We start from the raw sequence: 19,953 nt of genomic DNA, 5'->3' as shown, positions 1-19,953 counted from the left end.
CGTGCCGATTCGATCCTGGATTCGGTGGTCACGGGCCAATCTAAGCACACGTCTTCTGCGGTCGTCAGGACGAAAAGAAAACGAGTGAAAGCCCAGGAACCAGGAAGGGAGGGCGGGTTATGCGCGAACGCAATGGCGGCCTTTTGGGCCCCACCGGCCCGCGCCGCAGGTGTGCGGACATCGGCCCGGAGCACGTGTGCAGGTGGGCCGTCATCGCGGTCGGCACGGTCGCGGGGGCGGTGCTCGCGTGAGGTCGGACGAGCAGGTCATCCGGCACGGCGGTGAGCTACCGGGCGCGGACGCCTGGAGCGGCGACTTCCCCGGCGACATCGCCTCCGTACCGGCGGCGCGGGCATGGGTGCGCGGCCTGCTGGCCAACCGGATCGCCACTTCCGCGCTGGACGACGTTCTGCTGCTGCTGAGCGAGGTGGTCACCAACGCGGTCACCCACTCGGCCTCGGGGAGCACGACGGACGGGCGGGTGACGGTACGCGTGGCCGTGCGGGGCCCGGCGGCCTCCCGGCTGGTCCACGTGGAGGTGACCGACGCCGGGTCGGCCACCAGCGCGCCGGTCGCGCGGATGGCGGCGGCCGACAGCGACGGCGGACGCGGCCTGTGGCTGGTCAACACCCTCGCCACCGCGTGGGGCTCCCACCGCGACGGCGAGACCGGCAGGACGGTCTGGTTCCAACTCGCGCTATAGATCGTCGGCCCGAGGGGCGAGCGCGAGCCTGCTGTCAGGCGCTGGAATGGGAAGTCGCCGGTCAGGCTTTCACGCTGCGGCGTTGGATGCTCGCTCGATGTGGTTGCCTGGTCGCTTCAGGTGAGGCAGTATAAGGAGTGCCGCACCCCCGGTGGGTGTCGGAAGTGAGGCCGGGACTACCGATGGAATCGGGTGCCCGGCCTTCGCGTTGTCTCGCCTCAGTTGAGGCAGATCAGCGTGATGCGGTCGGACAGCGCATGGGGTCATGGGTTGACCACCAACCTGTAGCGGCGCACTCAAGTGGCCGAGGACGTGCTGCGCCCGGCCGGCGCTTGCGCGCAGTCGAGGACACCCTGTGGTGGCGCTGGTGCCGGGGGCCCTGGTCGCGTGGAGCTCTGAACAGCGGGTTCGCTGCGCGATCACATTTGTCGGTGGGGGTCCCTATGTTGGGCCGTGTTCCGCCGCTTCGCGGAAATCCCCCCCCATGTTCAGGAGATGGTGCGTTGTCAGACTGGGAGAGGTCGAGCACGGCGCGGGTGGTGCCGGCCGCGCGGCCGCGCAAGCTGGCCAAGGTCCCGTTCGTCGAGCTGGCGGACGGGCGCCTGCAGGGTGTGGTGTCCAGCGGCTCGGACGTCGAACGGGTCTACGTCTCGTCGGTCGAGGCCGGCACGTACGCCTACGCGTGCAGCACCAACAACAACCGGCCCTGTGGCGGCGCCCGGGGCTGGTTCTGCAACCACCTCAGGGCGCTGGTCACCGAGGCGGTGCTGCAGTACGGCGCCGAGCGGGTCGCCCGCTACCTGCGGGTCGAGGTCGCCGATGAGGAGCCGAGCGCGCAGAGTGTCCTCCACGCCATGACGGCCACCAACCCGTCGCAGGCGGACGGCAAGGCCGCCGCCGCCGTCTTCAGCCGGTTCCTGCGCCACCTGGCCTACCTGGAACTCGCCCCGGCCACGCCCCCGATGCCGGAGATGCAGTGGTTCCCGGCGACCAGGACGGTGGCGTGATGCGCGCAGACCTGCTCGCCGAACCGATCGACGGCCTCGACGAGGCGCTGGCGGCCGTGGACGCCCTCGACCGGGCGCTCGCCGCCGGGCTGCTGCGCCCTCAGCCCGCTCAGGCCGCCGATCTGACCGAGGTGGCCGACGCCGTCGCCGGCACTCCGCTGGCCGAACGGGTCGCCGAGGCCGCCGGCAAGGCGGCGGCCGGAGCCGCGAGTGAGGATCACTTCGTCGCGCTCGCCGCCGCTCGCGTCGCGCTGCTCGGCTCGGTCCACGACGCGATCACCACGCGCGTGGACGAGGCCGTCGGCCGGCCCCGCGGTGAGAGCACGGCGACGCCGGCCGGGGGGCCGCAGGCGGCGAACCCGCTCGCCGCCGCCCGCTCCTGGCTGTCCGATCTGGCGCGGGCCGGGTGGCGGGGCATCGACCACGACGTGGTCTCCGGCGCGGCGCAGATCGTCACCGCGATGCTGCCGGACCCGGCGCTGCGCCGCCTGGCGACGCTCCTGGACGGCTTCGCCGCCGAGCTGGCCGCGTCCTGTCCGGGCGCGGCGCTGGAACGGGTCCCGTCCCGCCGCTGGGGCGACCTGTGGTCGCGCGCGATGCTGCTGACGCTGCCCGGCGCCGCCGGGGCGCCCGCGACCGGCACGGCCACCGGCCGTCTGCTGCCCCTCGGTGTCGACCTGCACGAACACGCGACCGCCGCGCAGGCCCAGGTGCACGCGGTGTTCGAGCCCGCGGACGGCACCCCGTCCCGCCTGGTGCGCGCCGCCGTGTCGGTGCCGAAGCCGGACACGGTCATCGGAGCCGGCGTCTGGCAACTGCTGCGCCCGCATCTGTCCCTGCTGGCGGCCCTCGCAGAGGGCCGCTCGATGGAGCTGACGGACATGCCGGTCACCGCCGAGGGCGATCTGCTCTGGAGTGACGAGCACGCCCGCCCGGGCGAGCCGGCCGACCCCTTCGCCACCGCGCGGGTCGCCCTGCCCGCCGCGACGGCTCCGGCCGCCGCGCCGCTGGACCGGCACCCGGCGCGGATCGCCGTACCGGTCTTTCTGGAGGGGTACGCCGTGCGGAAGGACGACGACGGGGTGACCTTCACCGTCACCGGGCGGCCGCTCGCCGTCGACACCGGCCGCGTCCCGGACGCCTCCCCGCTGACCCCGGAGGTCGTCGCGGCCTCGACCGCGTGCATCGGCCTGCTGCGCTGGGACGCCGGGACGTTCGGCGTCCAGCCGCTGGCCGTCGAGACGACCGTGCGTAAGAAGGCGGTGGCGATGCACGCCGGCGCCTGGGCCGCGGGCACGGCCGACAAGGCCGGCGCCAAGGCGGAGAAGGCCGCGACCGAGGCGGTGGCGGTGCTGCGCGAGCGCGCGGGAAGGCTGCTGCGGAAATGACCGAGCCGAACCCCGATGCGCGGGTCACCGAGCCGGACCCTCAGGTGGACGCCGACGACAACCGCCGCCAGGTCCTGTACTGGCGGCTCCTGGCCCGGCTCTTCGACCACCAGGAGCAGGCCACGCTGGAATCGGCGAGCCTCGCCGTCGTCGAGGACATCGGCCTGCCGCCCGAGTTGCTCGACCCGCAGACCTCGGTCGACTCGATCGTGCAGCGCCACCCGGCACTGGCCGCCGAGTTCGACGGCCTGATGGTGCCCGAGAGCGGCGGCGACGGACGCGACCGCGCCGCCGAGGTGCGGCGGGCGGCGCTGGTGTCGAAGGTGCTGCTCAACGTGTACGCCACCGGCTCGGGCACGGTCACCGCCGGGCAGCTGGCGCGCTGGCAGGCCGACGCGGGCTGGCTGGAGCGCGCGCTCGGCTGCCGCCCCGGCGAGCTGCGCGGCGGCCGGCCCGGCGCAGGCACCGGAGGCGGGTCGGCCGGCTCCGGCGGGCCGGGAGGCGGCGGGGTCGGCGCGGCAGGTCCCGGAGTCAGCCCGACCGGTTCCGGTGGCGGCGGGGTGACGCCGGACCTCAGCCGGCTCATCCCGCAGATCGGGCCGGAACTCGGCGCCCTCGAGGCCGACCTGGTCAAACGGATGCACCTGCGGGAGGTGCTCGCCGACCCCGCGCTCGCCGCGCGCCTGACCCCGAGCATGTCGCTGATCGAGCAACTGCTGCGCGACAAGGGAAACCTGTCGGGCGTGGCGCTGGCCAACGCCAAGGCGCTGATCCGCCGTTTCGTCGACGAGGTCGCCGAAGTGCTGCGCACCCAGGTGGCCAAGGCCGCGATCGGCGCGCTGGACCGCTCGGTTCCGCCCAAGCGGGTCTTCCGCAACCTCGACCTCGACCGCACGATCTGGAAGAACCTCACCAACTGGAGTCCGGAGGAGGAGCGGCTCTACGTCGACCGGCTCTTCTACCGGCACACCGCCCGCAAGACGACGCCGCAGCGGCTGATCGTGGTCGTGGACCAGTCGGGGTCGATGGTCGACTCGATGGTGAACTGCACCATCCTGGCGTCGATCTTCGCCGGGCTGCCGCGGGTGGACGTCCACCTGATCGCCTACGACACTCAGGCGCTCGACCTCACCCCTTGGGTGCACGACCCGTTCGAGACCCTGCTGCGCACCAACCTCGGCGGCGGCACCGACGGCACGGTCGCCATGGCGCTGGCCCAGCCGAAGATCGCCGAACCGCGCAACACGGTCGTGGTGTGGATCTCCGACTTCTACGAATGGCGGACCGAGCCGCTGTTCGAGAGCATGGCCGCCATCCACCGCTCCGGCGCCAAGTTCATCCCGGTCGGCTCGGTGACCAGCTCCGGCCGCGGCAGCGTGAACCCCTGGTTCCGCGAGCGGTTCAAAGACCTCGGCACGCCGGTGATCTCCGGTCATATCCGCAAGCTCGTCCACGAACTCAAGACGTTCCTCGCCTAGAAAGGTCCCTGACCATGTCCGACCTGCTGCGCGCGCCCGCCGAGATCAAGTACGCCGAGGAGCTCAACTGGCTGGAGTCGATCGACGTGGGCCCGAAGCCGTTCTCCTGGCGGCTGTCGCCGAAGATGATCCGCCTGTTCATCCTGGGTTCCGAGCGCTCCGACGGCCTGGACCGGGAGATCTCCCAGAAGTGGTTCGGCGAGCGCAGCTTCGTCGAACGCTCCATCGTCACGCTGGCCTCCGACCGCGGCCTGCTGCTCATCGGCGATCCGGGGACGGGTAAGAGCTGGCTGGCCGAGCTGCTGGCCGCCGCGATCTGCCGCAACTCCACGATGGTGGTGCAGGGCACGGCGGGCACCACCGAGGACCACATCAAGTACTCGTGGAACGTGTCCATGGTGATCGCCAAGGGACAGTCGCGGGAGTCGATGATCCCCTCGCCGATCATGACCGCGATGGAGGGCGGCGCGATCGGCCGCTTCGAGGAGCTGACCCGCTCCACCAGCGACGTCCAGGACGCGCTGATCTCGATCCTTTCTGAGAAGTACATCTCGGTGCCCGAGCTGGACGGCGACAACATCGTCTTCGCCAAGCCCGGTTTCTCCATCATCGCCACCGCCAACAGCCGCGACCGGGGTGTCAACGACCTGTCCTCGGCGCTCAAGCGCCGCTTCAACTTCGTGCGCATCCCCGTGGTGACGAACAAGAAGAGCGAGGCGGAGATCGTCCGCTTCCGCACCGAGGAGCTGCTGCGCCGCCACCAGATCGAGCTGGACGTGCCGCCGACGCTGCTGGACGTGCTGCTGCGGAGCTTCGCCGACCTGCGCGCGTCCTCGGCCGCGGCCGGCAGCGACGACGAGCGGCTGGAGTCCGCGCTGTCCACCGCCGAGCAGATCGGCGTGCTGGAGGACGCCATCCTGCACGGCAACTTCTTCGGGGAACGCGCGCTGACCGCGCACACGCTCGCCTCCTCGCTGGTCGGGTCGCTGGCGCGGCGCGCGCCGGAGGACCTGGCCATCCTCAACAAGTACCTGCACGGCGTCGTGGAGCCGCGCAGCAGGCAGGAAGGCGGCGCATGGCCGGAGTTCCTGGAGGGCGGCCGCGACGCGATCGCCGTACTGTCATGACCACCCCTTCCGAAGGGGCGTTCACCGCGCTTCGCACCCAGTTGCAGCAGGCCGCCGCGACGTTCGCCGACGGGCCCGAGGCGCTGGAAGGCATCCTGCTCGGCATCGTCGACGACGTCGACCGGGCGGTGCGCGAGCCGCTGGAGATCTTCCCGGTCTGCCACCACTCGCCGGCCTCGGCGATCGCGATGGCGCGGCGGCTGCGGGACAAGCAGCCGAAGGTGGTGTACCTGGAGCTGTGCGAGGACCTCGCGCCGCTGCTCACCGAACTGCGCAACTGCGAACTTCCGGTGGCGGTGCAGGCGTTCGCGAGCGAGATCGACGGCTTCCCGGCCGAATGGGCGCCGCTGTCGGTGGTCGCGCCCATCACCGAGGCGTCCGCCGAGTACCAGGCGATCGCCTACGCGCTGGAGACTCCGGGCGTCGAGCTGGTGCTGGTCGACCGCTCCTGCGACCACGTCTTCCAGTGGGACACGCGCGAGCCGCGGCCCGCCGAACCGGCCGACCCGGACGCGCCGGCGGCGCAGGAGGAGACCGCGCTGCACGGCGACGCGGTCGGCGTGGAGATCGGCGACCTGCGGCCCCGCTTCGCCGAGCTGGAGGAGCACCTGCTGCGCCACGGCCGCGTCCGGCACTGGTCGGAGTGGTGGCACCAGTACGTCGAGCTGCCGCTCGGTGACGGCGACCACGACACCTACCGGCAGGTCATGCTGCTGATCGGCAGCCTGTTCCGCCGGCTGGCTCCGGGCGACCCGGAGCGAGTGCGGGTGGACGAGGACCGCGAGCGCCACATGTGGACCAGGATGCGCGAGCACCTGGCCGCGACCGGCACCGACCCCGCCGACTGCCTCTACGTCTGCGGCGCCTTCCACGCGGCCAGCCGGGTAGAGGAGTTCGGCGTCGGCGGCACCACGACCTTCGAGATCAGCCCGCCGACCGCCACCAAGTGGCAGTACGGGCTCATCCCGTCCAGCAACGCGGCGATCGAGGCGCAGTTCGGCCTCGCCGCCGGCTCGGTGTCGATCGCCGCGTCCGTGTGGGCCAAGAACCTCAAGCGCACAGGCGTACGGCCCTACCGGCTCGCCGGGCAGGCGGGCGCGAAGAAGCGGGCCAAGCCCGGCAAGGCCGTCACGCCGGCCGGTCCCGCACCGGCCGGTCCGCCCCCGGACCGGCTCTCCGGGTTCCTGCGGCGGCTGCCCGTCCTCGACCCGCTCGACGAGGCCGAACTGCTCGGCTGGTCGGTGGAGATCGTGCGCGCCGCGCGGCGCAACGGCTATCTCGCCTCCACCGCCGACGCCATCGCGGTGTTCGAGACCTCGATCCTGCTGGCCGGGATGCGCGATCGGGCCAAGCCCACGCCGTACGACTTTCAGGACGCGGCGGTCACCTGCATCGAGAAGGACACCGTGCCGGGCCGGCGTGACGTGGGCCGCCTCGTGGAGATCATGATGGGCGGCGACCGGATCGGCCGGGTCGGCTACGACGCGCTGCCCCCGCTGGCCCGCGACGTGTACGACCGGCTCGCGCCGCTGGAGGTGAACCCACAGCAGCGCGGCGTGCGGCGGGCGCTGCTGGACATCGCCGCCCGGCCCGAGCTGGAGCAGTGCTCGGACGTGCTGTGGATGCTGCGCTACCTGATGCCGCAGGGCGCCGCGCGGCCGATCATGGGGGAGCGGCGGCTCGGCGAGCGGTCCATCCAGGAGTCGTGGGACCTGGCGCTGGGCACCCACCAGCGGGCGCTCATCGAGCTCGGCTACGAGGGCGTCAGCATCGAGCAGGTCCTGGAGCAGCGCCTGCGCCGCACCGCCTACGGCCCGCGCGCGACAGCGGCCACCGTCCTGGCCGCCGTCGAAGACGCGACGCTCTACCTGGGCAGCCGCCGCCTCGCCGACGAGCTGGGCACGCGCGCACTAGAGGTCCTGGCGGCCGAGCGCAGCGTCGACGGCGCGCCGGAGGTGCTCGCCCGGGTGCGGCGGCTGCTGGCGTACTACCGGACCAGCGAGCCGGTGCTGCCGGCCTGGATCGAGTCCTTCGTCAAGACCGGCTATGCGCACTACTGCACCCTGCTGCCGACGGCGTGCACCGACGAGGAGGCGTCCGTCCGCCAGGTCGCCGCGATGCTGGGCTTCCTGTTCAGCATGGAGAGCCTGGCGCTGTCGCTGGGCTGCGACCGGACGCAACTGGAGCTGGCGCTCGCCCAGTCGCATCCGCGGGAGCCGTCGAAGGTGGCGCTGCTGTGGGCCGCTCAGCTGCAGCTCGGGCGGCTGTCCCGTGCGGAGCTGCGGGCACGCTGCGACGAGCTGCTGGACAACCCCCTGGTGGTGCCCGCCTACCCGCGCTACCTCAGCGGGTTCGTGCACGCGCTGGAGCCGGTGCCGGGCCTCGCCGACTTCGTGGTGGAGGCGGTGTCCAACGCCTTCGGCCGGCTGCCCGATCCGGTGCTGTTGCCGTGGCTGCCGACCCTGATCAGCACCCTGCGGTCCGGCGGCGCCGAACTGGCACCGCTGCTGATCCGTGAGGCCGGGCGCGTCTTCCCCGGCCGGCTCGCCGCGCTGGACGCGTGGGTGCCGCCGTGGCGGGCCGAGGCGGCGGCGCCTGTGCGGCCGGTCCGGCGCGCGGGCGGCGGCGGGGTCGCGCTGCTCGCCGCCCACCCCGCGACATGCGACGCGGTGGCGACCCTGCTGGGCTGCGACGGAGCCTGGGAGGCGGCCGCTCCACGGGGCGCGGAGCTGCTCGATCGCCATCCGGACACCGCCCTGGCACTGGAAGCACTGCTGACCGCTCGGTGAACCCAGTGGGGTGACACGGCGCATGCCGTGGATCCGCCGTCACGGCCCGGCGGATCCACGGCTCATCCGGTCGTGATCAGAGGCTGCGCAGGACCGAGACGACGATGCCCAGCACTACGGCGTCGTCACCTTCGATCACGTCGTAGGCGGGATTGCGTGGTTCGAGAAGGACATGCCCGTCGCGCCGGCGGTACACCTTCACCGTGGCCTCGCCATCGATCATCGCGGCGACGATCTGACCCGAGTGGGCCTCCGGCTGCTGGCGTACCACGACGATGTCCCCGTCGCAGATGGCAGCGTCGATCATGGAGTCGCCACGCACGCGCAGGGCGAACACGGTGCCGCGCCCGGTGAGGTCGCGGGGGAGGCTCAGCATGTCGTCCACGTGCTCGTCGGCCACGATGGGGCTGCCCGCGGCGATGTCACCGACCACGGGCACGGTCACCAGATCGGCGGCCGGCTCCGGTGCCGACCCCCGCAGGAACAGGCGGACGTCGATCGGCCGGGTCATGGTCGTCCCCCGGCTCAGGAACCCCTTCTCCTCCAGGCTCCTGAGATGCCTGGACACCGCCGAGGACGACCGCAGCCCGACCGCGTCGCCGAGCTGGCGGGTGCTCGGCGGATATCCGTACCTGACCACCCAGTCGCGGATCGCGGCCAGGATGCGCTGCTGGCGGTGCGGCAGCGCCGAGACGTCCAGGTAGTCGAACGCGTCAGGATCGTAGGTGGTCACCCGCGAAATGCTAGAGCCCGCAAGCCCTCACCGCGGCAGACCGTCCACATCGTGTCCCTGTCCCAGAGCCGCCGATACGGCGATATGCGGCAGGCCAGGAAGGTGCGCGGCTTGCTCAGGAGAGGGTCACTCGATGCCGAGGTCGTCGATGGTGGTGGCGGTGACGGCTTTGGTCAGCCACTTCTCCAACTGCTCCAGGTCGGTGCAGGCCAGGATCGCCGCGGCCTGACGATCGGTGACCGGAACACCCCGCGTGGCGAGCACGGTGAGGACGGCATTGGCCTCCCCCTCGGCCTTACCCTTGGCCTTACCCTTGGCCTCCCCCTCGGCCTTACCCTTGGCCTCACCTTCGGCCAGGCCGCGGCCATAGTGCCGCTTGGCGAACGGAGTGGAGACCGGCCAGTCGGTGACTTCCATCTTTGCCTCCAGCATGCTTCGGAACAGGGCCGGACCGCAGTCGTATGCCCACTCAGTGTAAGGAACGCCCGGCTCCACCGGGAAGAAATCGGTGGCCGACGCGAACGCCTCGGCCACCTTCGGATCGTCGCCGTGCCCGAACACGCTAAGCACCCCGCTCGCCGGGTCGGCGGCGATCTGCTTCGGGTCGGTGAGCCGTGGCAGATCTCTGCGGCCGTAGATCACCGGCGTCAGCACGTAGCTCAACGCGCCACGGCGGACGTTGACCGGTTCGTCCCAGACGCCGGCGTCCAAGGCGCGGGTGAACACCAGCACCTGGACGTCCTTGCGGGTCTCCAGCGCCACTGCGGCCGCCTTGATGGCGAACTGCTCCAGCTTGCCGGCCGACAGCTCGCGCTCGATCTCCACGATGACGGTGCAGGCGCGGTCGTGCGCGGGGCCGACCCTGACCGTGTTGTCGGGATACAGGTCAGTGGACACCCGATCGCTCACGCTGTATGGCCCGGCCGCCAGCGGGAGGCCGTCGGGCACCTTGACCGCGGCGGCGCGTAGTAGGGCGAGGGTGATGGCGGGATCGGAAGTGATCAGGTTTCTCAAGGCGTCGTGCCAGGGGAGAGGCATGTGCGTAACGTTACTATGCGATTACTCTCAGCAGGTAATCGGTGCGGGTGCTTCGCGCGCCTGGGCGGGTGCGGAGGCTTGCCGGCGGTGGTTCGGTGGCTGTTATGGTGGGGGCGCTGTGATCGGATGTCAGGAGACCAGACGTGGCAGGTGACGACGACATCTCCGGGTGACACCGGAGGTCGATAGGCCCCGGCGGCATGGCCGCCGCCGATGTGGCCGCCGTCGTCGTACCCCGATCCCTGTCCCGTGGCTGCGGCATGTCGCGCGCCCGGACCATCCACGAGGTCACCGCATGTCCAATACGTTCATATCCGCTGCACCCTGTCCTGATCCGGGCAACCGGCGGAGGCGCCCGGTCGCCGTCCCTTTCTGGACAGGAGGGTCCGCCGGTGAGTGACGCCCTGCTCGCCCGCGACCTCGTCCGGACGCTGGGCACGCGCCGGGTGCTCGACGGCGTTACCCTCACCGCCGCTCCCGGTCGCCGCATCGGGCTGATCGGCGAGAACGGCGCGGGAAAGTCCACGCTGCTGCGCCTGCTGGCCGGAGTGGACCGGCCCGACTCCGGCACCGTCACCCGTCCCGCCGACCTCGGCTTCCTGCACCAGGAGATGCCGTTCGACGGCCGGGTCACGATCGCCGGCGTGCTCGACGACGCCCTGCGCGAGGCGCGTGCCGACCTCGCCGAACTCGACCGGCTCAGCCAGGCGATCGCCGCCGCTCCGGACGACGCCGGCCTGCTCGGCGCGTACGGGGCGCGGCTGGAGCAGGCCCAGGAGCGCGGGTCCTGGGACGCCGACCGGCGTGCGAAGATCGTCCTCGACCGGCTGGGCCTCGGCGGCGTGCCGCACTCCCGCGCGCTCGCGTCCCTGTCGGGCGGGCAGCGCGGGCGGCTGGCCCTGGCGGCGCTGCTCATCAGGCGGCCTGCGGCGCTGCTGCTCGACGAGCCCACCAACCATCTGGACGACGACGCCGCGGTGTTCCTGGAGGAGGAACTGCGCGGCATGACCGGCGTGGTGGTCGTGGCGAGCCACGACCGGGCGTTCCTGGAGGCCGTCTGCACCGACCTGGTCGATCTCGACCCGGCGGTGGGCGGGCCCGTCCGGTACGGGGGCGGGTACAGCGCGTACCTCGCCGCGAAGCGGGCGGAGCGGGAGCGCTGGGAGCGGCGGTACGCCGAAGAGCAGGCGGAGCTCGTGGAGCTGCGCCGGGCCGTCGGGGTGACCGCGCGGCAGGTGGCGCGGAACGGGCTCAAGCGCGACAACGAGAAGATGGGGTACGGCCACACCGCGGGACGCGTGCAGAACCAGATCTCCCGGCGGGTGCGCGACGCGGCCCGGCGGCTGGCCGTCCTGGAGCGCGAGCAGGTGCCGCCTCCACCGCCCCCGCTGCGTCTGCGCGTCCCCGCTCTGGCCGCCGGCACCTGGGAGGAGGGCGCCTTCGACGTACTGGACGGCACAGCCCGTGACGCGCGGAGGGACCTCGCCCGTGACCAACGGGAGGAAGCCGTCCGTGACATGGGGGAGGGCCGCGTCCCCGGCACGCCGGATGGCCGGGCCGGCGATGTGCCGCTGCTCTCGTTGCGGGATGTGCGGGTGCCGGGGCGGCTCGCGATCGACCGGCTCGACCTGCTGCCCGGCGAGCGGCTGCTGGTCACCGGGCCGAACGGGGCGGGCAAGTCGACGCTGCTGGCCGTACTGGCCGGGCGGCTGGACGCGGAGGGCGAGGTGCGGCGCGGGGCGGGTCTGACCGTCGCCCTGCTGGCCCAGGACACCGTCTTCGACCGGCCCGACCGCACGGTACGGGAAACCTACGAGCTGACTCTTGGCGCGGAGCGCGCCGAGAGCGTGCCGCTGCGCTCGCTGGGGCTGATCGCCCGCCGGGACATGGAACTGCGGGTGGGCGAGCTGTCCGTCGGCCAGCGCCGCAGGCTGGCCCTCGCGCTGCTGGTGGCCGATCCGCCCGAGGTTCTCCTGCTCGACGAGCCCACCAACCACCTCTCACCCGCTCTGTCGGACGAACTGGAGGAGGCCATCGGCGCCGCGGGACCGGGCGTCATCGTGGTGGCCAGTCACGACCGGTGGTCGCGCGCGCGCTGGCGCGGCCGCCACCTGCACCTGTTGCGTCCTGGTGGCGCCGGGGACGACACTGGCGGCTTCGGTCAGGTGACATGATCGACGCCCGGCGGCCGGCCGCGTGACCGGTAGGCGTCACCGGGCCGGAGCAGGCCGGTGATCGGAGCGCGGATGGGGGCGGGGCGGATGAGCGGGGAAGACCGCATCGAGCGGGCACGGCTGCTGTACGAGCGGGCCGTTTTCGGCGGCGACACGAGCGTCCTGGCCGCCGCCGACGACGAGCTGGACGCCGTGGAGGCCGGCCTCGCCCTGGCCCGCGGACGGCTGGTCCACGCGCGCTTCCTCGACCGGCGCGAGGCGGCGCCGCAGGAGGCGCGGGAGATGGCCGATCCGGCCGAGCTGGACCTGTTCGAGCGCGCGGCCGAGTTGTACCGCAAGCTCGGCGACGCGCGGGGCGAGGCCGAGGCGCTGCTCTGGATCGGCATCTTCCACCAGCTGGTACGAGGCGACGGCGAGGCCGCGCTCGGCCCGCTCGAACGGTCCCGCGCGCTCGCCGCCGAGACCGGGGACGCGCTGACGTTGTCCTACACGCTGAGGCACCTCGGCTTCGCCGAGCACATGGCCGGGCGGCTGGAGGCGGCCCGCGAGCTGCTGGAGGAGTCGACGCGACTGCGCAGGGAGCTCGGCTTTCTGCCCGGTGTCGCCGCCAACCTCGTCGGGCTGGCGTACCTGGCGTCCGGGCAGGACCGCCGCCGGGACGCGGTGGCGCTCATCGAGGAGGCGGGCGCCATCGCCGAGGCGGCCGGCGCGCACGGCATCCAGCGCCAGGTCCAGCAGGCCCGCGCCCGGCTGTAGCGCGATCCTGTCGGTGGCCCGATGTAGCCTCCTGCCGTCGGCGACCGGCCCATCCCGTGTTCGGCATGGACGCACTCCGCCCCGGGCGTCGCTCTCGGGGCGGGGGCGATAAGGTCACGCGAGTCGGTCAACAGGGGAGAAAGGGCTGATGTGGACATCCGTCGTGTTTCGTTCGACCACCCGGACGCCATCAAGCTGAACGATCAGGTGCAGCGCGAATACGCCAGGCGATACGAGAGCGACGGCGATGCCACCCCGCTGGACCCGATGATGTTCGAGCCGCCGAACGGCCTGTATCTCATCGCCTACGACGAGAACGGCACTCCGCTGGCCACCGGCGGCTGGCGGGTGATGGAGGACGCGGACGAGGGGTACTCACCGGGCGACGCCGAACTCAAGCGGATGTACGTGGTCGAGGAGGCGCGCCGCCGGGGCCTGGCCCGCCGCGTCCTGGCCATGCTGGAGGACGACGCCCGCGCCGCCGGCCGGCTGCGCATGGTGCTGGAGACCGGCACCCGGCAGCCCGAGGCGGTCGAGCTCTACATCTCCAGCGGTTACGAGTCGTGCGCCAAGTTCGGCTACTACCGCTTCCACGAGGGCAGCCGCTGCTTCGCCAAGCCGCTCACCCCGGCCGGGGACTGACCTCCGGCCCCGCCGGTCACGCGGGACCGGCGGGCGGCCGTGCGGGCTCGCGGCGAGGGCAGAGTTGTGAACGTGAGGGATGCGGCGGACGCGGCCGAAGAGGATGATGCGTCCTGGTCGTTGTTGCGAGGTTCGCCCGCGGTCGAGGACGGCGTCGAGTGGAGGGCCCGGTGTCGTCCCGGACGCGGTGAGAGAGGGTTGGGATGGACACGACGTTCTGGGACGATGCGGACCGCCTTCTGATTCGTTACGGGGGCGGCTTCACCTCACGGGTCATCGAACGTGCGGCGGGTGCGTACGTCTTCGACCGTCAGGGCAGGGCGATCCTGGACTTCACCTCGGGGCAGATGAGCGCCATCCTCGGCCACGCGCATCCGGACATCGTGGCGACGGTCTCGTCCGCGGTCGCTTCGCTGGACCACCTGTTCAGCGGCATGCTCAGCGAACCCGTGCTGGACCTCGCCCGCAGGCTCACCGCGACCCTGCCCCCGGCGCTCGGCAAGATGCTGCTGCTGACCACGGGAGCCGAGGCGAACGAGGCCGCGATCAAGATGGCCAAGCTCGCCACCGGCCGCTTCGAGATCGTCTCCTTCGACCGCTCCTGGCACGGCATGACGCAAGGGGCCGCGGCCGCGACCTTCTCCGCCGGGCGGCACGGCTATGGTCCCCCGATGCCGGGAAACCTCGCGCTGCCCACGCCGAACGCCTACCGTTCGCCGTTCCGGTCCTCCGACGGGTCGCACGACTGGGAGGCCGAGCTCGACTACGGTTTCGCCCTGGTCGACCGGCAGTCCGCCGGGAGTCTCGCCGCCTGCCTGATCGAGCCCATCCTCTCCTCGGGCGGCATCATCGACCTGCCCCCCGGATATCTGCGCCGCCTCAAAGAGATGTGCGACGAACGGGGCATGCTGCTCATCCTGGACGAGGCGCAGACCGCTCTCGGCCGCACCGGACTGATGTACGCGTTCGAGCGGGACGGGGTCACGCCCGACATCCTGACGTTGTCAAAGACCCTGGGGGCCGGGCTGCCGGTGGCGGCCGTCGTCACGACCGCCGAGATCGAGCAGGTTTGCCACGAACGGGGCTTCCTCTTCTACACCACCCACGTCTCCGACCCCCTGGCGGCGGCCGTGGCCTTGACGGTGCTCGACGTCATCGACCGGGAGAACCTGGTGCGGCGTGCCGCGACGCTCGGCGGCCGGCTCACCGAGCGGCTGCTCGCGCTTCGCGACGAGTACGAGGTGGTCGGGGACGTGCGCGGCCGCGGCCTGCTCCAGGGCATCGAGCTCGTCGAGGACAAGAAGAGCAAGACGCCCGCCGACGCGCTGGGCAAGGCGATCACCGCGGCCTGTCTCGAACGCGGGCTGCACATGAACATCGTCCAGCTACCGGGGATGGGCGGCATCTTCCGCATCGCCCCGCCGCTCACGATCAGCGAGGACGAACTGCACACCGGTCTGGACATTCTGGAGGCGTCCATCAAGGCCGTACTCCTCCAGCGGCCCTGAGCCCCGCGCCGAGCCCGGCCACCGGCGCCGCCGCGTGAACCGGTTCAGTGTAATTTTCAACGGGTCCAACGGCCGCCAGGCCGCGTCTTTCGGCTGGTTGCCAAACTAATATAGCGATCTTCGCTGGTCAGTCCCTTGTTGACTTACCGGAGTCGTTTGTGCGGATGTGAGGAGTCAGATAGCGTCCGTGTGCGGGAGCGCTCCCCTTCACCGGAATCCCCCCAACCGGAACACGGAGACCGCACGATGTCCCATCACATTCGCCGCTCACCCCGTCGCGCCCTTCGTGCGCTGGCCATCCTGATGTGCGCGGTCCTGCTGTCCTCCGTCCCGTTCACCGGCACCGCGTCGGCGCACGGGTCGGTCGTCGATCCCGCCTCCCGCAACTACGGCTGCTGGCAGCGCTGGGGCAACGACTTCCAGAACCCCACCATGCAGCAGCAGGACCCGATGTGCTGGCAGGCGTGGCAGGACAACGTCAACGCCATGTGGAACTGGAACGGGCTCTACCGCGAGAACGTGAACGGCAACCACGAGGGGGTCATCCCCAACGGCCAGCTCTGCAGCGCCGGCCTGACCGAGAACGGCCGCTACCGCTCCATGGACACGCCCGGCGCGTGGAAGATGACCAACCTGGGCAGCACGTTCAACATCAACCTGAACGACCAGGCCTCCCATGGCGCGGACTACATCAAGGTCTACATCACCCGTCAGGGCTACAACGCCCTGACCACGCCGCTCGGCTGGAACCATCTGGAGCTGGTCCGCGAGACCGGCAGGTACGCGCCGTCCAACACCTACATGATCAACAACATCTCGCGCGGGTCCCGCACCGGCCGGCACGTGGTCTACACGATCTGGAAGGCCTCGCACGCGGACCAGAACTACTACTTCTGCAGCGACGTCAACTTCGTCTGACGGACGCCCGCCGCCGCAGGACCGCCCGCCCTCCTCCGCGCGCCGCCCCGTGCGAGGAGGGCGGGCCTTCGCCTGCACGCCCTGGTCCCGGCACCTTCCCGGCGGTCGCGTGGCCGGTGAACGGGCGAAGGGGCCCGGCGACCGCGTCGCCGGACCCCTCCTGATGCTCACCCGGTGTGCACCGCCCGGGCTACTGCACGGTGATCTTGTCCACCTCGATGGTGATGCCCTTCACCTCGGGGGTGGAGGTCGCGGTCGTGACCGAGCCGGTGCCCTTGGTGACGCCCTTGACCTTCATGGTGTAGGTCAGCTTGCCGCCGGGGGCGCCCGGCGTGCTGGTGACCCGGTAGTCCTGGACCGGCGGCCCGGAGATCTGGGCGCCCGCCGAGCCCTCGGCGTTCTCGGCGCCCACGGTCAGCCCGTAGGAGGGGCCGGGGTCGCCGGGCAGGGCGCCCGGGTCGTAGGAGTAGGTGATGTCCTCGGCGCCGTTCACGCCGATCCACTGCTGGAACACCTTCAGCGACGAGGTGCCGTACAGGTTGACCCGCCACTCCAGGACGATCCAGGTGTCGACGCCGTCGGTGAGCGTTCCGGCGTACACGCCGGGCGTCCCCTCGCCGTTCAGGTCGGTCCAGTAGGGGGCCAGCACGTTGTTCGGCGGCGCCGGGTCGGGCAGGTTCTGCGGCTCGAACGAGATGTCCGCCTGCCCGGAGGTGCCGCCCGGCACGGAGTAGCCGTTGGAGACCACGCCGATGCGGTTGTAGGTCCGTCCGGCGTAGGTGAAGGCCGGCACGGTGAAGTTGACCGCCTCCTCGTCGCCGATCGGGGTCGGCGTGATGCCGAACAGGTCGAGCGGCAGGTAGCCCGCCGGGCCGGAGCCCGGGGCGATGGCCGGCTTGTCGGGCTGACGCCCGGCCAGCTTGGCCTTGGTGATCGCGATCTGCGTGCCGACCTTGGTCGCGCCGGTCACGCTGTTGAGCCGCAGCTTGGCGTCGAGCGTGCTCAGCGCGGTGACCTCGGTGTCCTTCAGCGTGGTGTTCTCCACCGTGACCGTGCAGGTCGACTCGCCGGTGTTGCGGGCGATCGTGCTCGGCGCGCAGGTCTGGTCGATCGGCACCGCGCCTTCCTTGCGGAAGAACGCCACCGGCAGGTGCAGGTCACGGGTGCCGCCGACCTGCTTGAGGTTCACCTGGCCGAAGTACTGGCCCTCGGGCAGGTCCGGCGCGGTCACCACGATGGTCAGCTCGACGCTCTTGCCGGCCTTCACCGTGAACAGCGGGGGCAGCACGGTGACATTGGCGCCACTCGGCGCGCTGCCCGAGGCGGTGTAGGCCAGCGTCTTGCCGCTGACGTTGGTGAACGTGCGCTTGGCGGTGATCAGGCCCGGCATGACCGGCGCGTTCACCGATGGGACGTTCAGGTCGATGCGGTTCAGCGGGTCGGCCGCCGAGGCGGCGTAGCGGGCCGCCGTCTCGTCCACGGTGAGCCCGGGGTCGCCGGCCTTGGTCAGGTCGATGCGGCCGCCGCCGTAGTCGAACGGGTCGGCCGGGGTGACCCGGTCCTCCTTGGTGACCGAGGTCTTGGCCGTGGTCTCCAGCGCCGACTTCACCTGCCCCGGTGTCCAGTCCGGGTGCAGCGCGAACAGCAGGGCGCCCGCCCCGGCGACGTGCGGCGAGGACATCGAGGTGCCCGCGATGACCTGGTAGAGGTTCCCGGCCGGGCCTTCGAGCGGGGACTCCGGCGTCGGAGTGGTTCCGGCCAGGATGTGCAGGCCGGGCGCCGTCACGTCCGGCTTGAGGAAGTCGCCGGCCGGGCCGCGCGAGGAGAACGTGGTGATCACGTCGCCCTGCCAGGTCGCCTTGGCGCCCTGCGTGAACGAGGCGGTGGCGCCCGGGTTGGCGGTCAGGAAGTTCAGCAGGGTCGTGCTCTCGGGCTGATCGATGTGGACCGTCGGGAGCCAGTGGTTGTCGGTCATCACGTCGAGCGGCGTGGCGTTGTACAGGATCATGCCCGCCGCGCCGCCCTGCCTGACCGAGAAGCCCTTGAGGACGCGGTTAGGGCCGCGCTGGCAGGCGACGATCTTGCCGCTGAACAGCCCGGGCGGCGCCGGGTTCAGGCACAGCGGGTCGCTGTACGGCGGGGCCGCGGCCGACACCACCGGCAGCGCCGAGGTCACGCCCGCCGTGATCGAGGCGCCGGAGATGGTGGCGGTCGCGCCGCCCGTCCCCTTCAGCGTGATGGTCGAGCGGTACGTGCGGGTCTGGGTGGAGGCGGCGACCGTCGTGACCCACGGGCTCGCGTGGTCGGTCGTGCCGGCGCCGGGCCCGGCGTTGCCCGCCGAGGCCGAGACGAACACCCCGGCCGCGTACGCGTCCAGGAAGGCCAGCTCCACCGGGTCGCTGTAGGGGTCGCTGCCGCCGGAGATGGAGAAGTTGATCACCCGGACGCCGTCCAGCACGGCCCGGCCGACGGCGGCGGCCGAGTCGGAGGAGAAGCAGCCCTCGGCGCCGCAGACCTTGTACACCGACACCGACGCCGCGGGCGCGATGCCGTGGATCGGGCCGCGGTCGATGCCGAGCGGGTTGGCGTTCGCCACCGGGCCGCCCGCCGAGGTGGAGGCGGTGTGCGTGCCGTGCCCGTTGGAGTCGCGGGCGCTGTCGGGGTACATCTCGCCGCCGTACACCGCGTTGTAGGTGTCCAGGAACGGCGCGCCGCCGACCACCTTGTTGTTGCACACGAACGGGTCGGCGGCGGGCGTCAGCGGGTTGTCGCCGAAGTCGCACACGCGCGGCGTGCCGTCCTTGGTGGGCGGGGGAGCGGGCAGGTTGCCCGGGTCGGCGAAGGACGGGTGCTCCGGCCAGATGCCCGAGTCCAGGGTGGCGAAGATCACGCCCTTGCCGGAGGAGGGGGCGCCGCCCAGCTTGCTGTAGATCGCGGGAGCGCCGATGAAGTCGGGGCTCGCGTCGGTGAGCGGCTGCAGCAGCTCGTCCTTCTGCACGGCGGCGACGCCCGGCAGCTTCAGCAGCTCCACGGCCTTGTTCGCCGGGACCCTGACCGTGACGCCGCCGTACACGGTGCGGAGCCGCTGCCCCGCCTTCGCGCCGGGGACGCGCTTGCCGAGCTCGCCGAGGAAGGCGTTCTCGACGCCCGCGATGTGCTTCTCGTACTGCTTGGCGGCCGCGCTGTTGACGTCGAGGCTCTTGCCGGTGACCGAAGGGCTGGTGCCCTTGATCCCGTCGACGCCGCCCTTGTAGGCCGACAGCGAGTCGTAGTCGAGCTTCACGACCACGTTGACGGGAGTGGCCGATGTCGCCGAGAACAGCGATGTGTCGCTCTTGGCCAGCTTGCCGCTCGGGGACTTGGCCCCCTGGACGCGGCCGGCGGCGGTCAGCGGGGTCGCCTTCCACTTGCTGGTCGACCCGGTCGCCGGGGTCGAGGAGCCAGAGGTGGGACCTGGCTCCGCGGACGCCGGCACGGCCGGGCTCAGCACCGCCACGACGGCGAGGCCTGCGCCCGCCGCCGCGACGCGCCGCAGCCGGGACGCCCGGGATAAGAAGTTGGGAAGGGACTTACGTGGCACGGCACCTCCTGGTGAACCACCGGTGATCACCGCCCGGCGGGCATGGCGGAGCCGCGTCACCCGTTTGGCGCACGGGAAGGACCCCACCCTCCCCGTCGGGCGACATGTGTCC

At 71.8% G+C, this 19,953-nt stretch carries 15 protein-coding genes; 12 read left to right on the top strand and 3 right to left on the bottom strand.

The features are described 5' to 3' along the window. Positions 1 to 119 precede the first annotated feature (119 nt). From IEY93_RS39395 to IEY93_RS21105, 7 genes are all read left to right on the top strand, one after another. Positions 120 to 251, top strand: coding sequence for a hypothetical protein (locus IEY93_RS39395; RefSeq protein WP_268241572.1), 132 nt, complete (start codon positions 120 to 122; stop codon positions 249 to 251). Further along, the gene (locus IEY93_RS21130) at positions 248 to 703 is read left to right on the top strand and encodes an ATP-binding protein (protein WP_189164825.1); all 456 of its coding nucleotides are present in this window, start codon (positions 248 to 250) and stop codon (positions 701 to 703) included. The genes IEY93_RS39395 and IEY93_RS21130 overlap by 4 nt, the downstream gene beginning before the upstream one ends. A 503-nt stretch (positions 704 to 1,206) precedes the next feature. Then, on the top strand, positions 1,207 to 1,710 hold the full coding sequence (locus IEY93_RS21125; protein WP_203968394.1) for a hypothetical protein: 504 nt from the start codon (positions 1,207 to 1,209) through the stop codon (positions 1,708 to 1,710). Further along, entirely contained in the window at positions 1,710 to 3,098 is a 1,389-nt protein-coding gene (locus IEY93_RS21120; RefSeq protein WP_189164865.1) for a hypothetical protein, read from the top strand. Before IEY93_RS21125 ends, IEY93_RS21120 begins: the two co-directional genes overlap by 1 nt. Then, positions 3,095 to 4,576: a vWA domain-containing protein gene (locus IEY93_RS21115; protein WP_189164823.1), complete on the top strand. Its 1,482-nt coding sequence runs from the start codon at positions 3,095 to 3,097 to the stop codon at positions 4,574 to 4,576. Before IEY93_RS21120 ends, IEY93_RS21115 begins: the two co-directional genes overlap by 4 nt. Before the next feature lie 14 nt (positions 4,577 to 4,590). Then, positions 4,591 to 5,703, top strand: coding sequence for an ATP-binding protein (locus tag IEY93_RS21110; RefSeq protein ID WP_189164822.1), 1,113 nt, complete (start codon positions 4,591 to 4,593; stop codon positions 5,701 to 5,703). Next, a complete protein-coding gene (locus IEY93_RS21105; protein WP_189164821.1) occupies positions 5,700 to 8,492 on the top strand; it encodes a DUF5682 family protein in 2,793 nt (930 codons plus the stop codon). Before IEY93_RS21110 ends, IEY93_RS21105 begins: the two co-directional genes overlap by 4 nt. Before the next feature lie 76 nt (positions 8,493 to 8,568). Here IEY93_RS21105 and lexA read toward each other — a convergent pair whose 3' ends face one another. Beyond that, entirely contained in the window at positions 8,569 to 9,225 is a 657-nt protein-coding gene (lexA, locus tag IEY93_RS21100) for a transcriptional repressor LexA (RefSeq protein ID WP_189164820.1), read from the bottom strand. A gap of 126 nt (positions 9,226 to 9,351) precedes the next feature. Continuing rightward, entirely contained in the window at positions 9,352 to 10,263 is a 912-nt protein-coding gene (locus IEY93_RS21095) for a hypothetical protein (protein WP_189164819.1), read from the bottom strand. A 392-nt stretch (positions 10,264 to 10,655) separates the two neighbouring features. Between IEY93_RS21095 and IEY93_RS21090 the strand changes: the two genes are divergently transcribed. The 5 genes from IEY93_RS21090 to IEY93_RS21070 all read left to right on the top strand — a co-directional run bounded on the left by IEY93_RS21090 (position 10,656) and on the right by IEY93_RS21070 (position 16,261). Continuing rightward, the gene (locus IEY93_RS21090; protein ID WP_229691325.1) at positions 10,656 to 12,437 is read left to right on the top strand and encodes an ABC-F family ATP-binding cassette domain-containing protein; all 1,782 of its coding nucleotides are present in this window, start codon (positions 10,656 to 10,658) and stop codon (positions 12,435 to 12,437) included. An 87-nt stretch (positions 12,438 to 12,524) separates the two neighbouring features. Then, positions 12,525 to 13,193, top strand: coding sequence for a tetratricopeptide repeat protein (locus IEY93_RS21085; protein WP_189164818.1), 669 nt, complete (start codon positions 12,525 to 12,527; stop codon positions 13,191 to 13,193). A 150-nt stretch (positions 13,194 to 13,343) separates the two neighbouring features. Next, positions 13,344 to 13,835, top strand: a complete 492-nt coding sequence (locus IEY93_RS21080; protein WP_189164817.1) for a GNAT family N-acetyltransferase — start codon at positions 13,344 to 13,346, stop codon at positions 13,833 to 13,835. Positions 13,836 to 14,038: 203 nt separating this feature from the next. Continuing rightward, positions 14,039 to 15,343 (top strand): aspartate aminotransferase family protein, encoded by a 1,305-nt coding sequence (locus IEY93_RS21075; RefSeq protein ID WP_189164816.1) that lies wholly within the window; start codon positions 14,039 to 14,041, stop codon positions 15,341 to 15,343. Positions 15,344 to 15,589: 246 nt separating this feature from the next. Further along, positions 15,590 to 16,261 carry a lytic polysaccharide monooxygenase auxiliary activity family 9 protein gene (locus IEY93_RS21070; RefSeq protein WP_189164815.1) on the top strand — a complete coding sequence of 224 codons (672 nt, stop codon included), beginning with the start codon at positions 15,590 to 15,592 and terminating at the stop codon, positions 16,259 to 16,261. Positions 16,262 to 16,451: 190 nt separating this feature from the next. Here IEY93_RS21070 and IEY93_RS21065 read toward each other — a convergent pair whose 3' ends face one another. Next, complete coding sequence (locus IEY93_RS21065) at positions 16,452 to 19,841, bottom strand: S8 family serine peptidase (protein WP_203968393.1); 3,390 nt, start codon at positions 19,839 to 19,841, stop codon at positions 16,452 to 16,454. Between the last annotated feature and the right edge of the window lie 112 nt (positions 19,842 to 19,953).

Origin of the sequence: Sphaerisporangium melleum, from assembly GCF_014646695.1 — a bacterium.
Taxonomy (GTDB): Bacteria; Actinomycetota; Actinomycetes; order Streptosporangiales; family Streptosporangiaceae; genus Sphaerisporangium; species Sphaerisporangium melleum.
The sequence above is the reverse complement of the archived record's forward strand: the minus strand, read 5'-3'. Positions and strand labels throughout refer to the sequence as shown.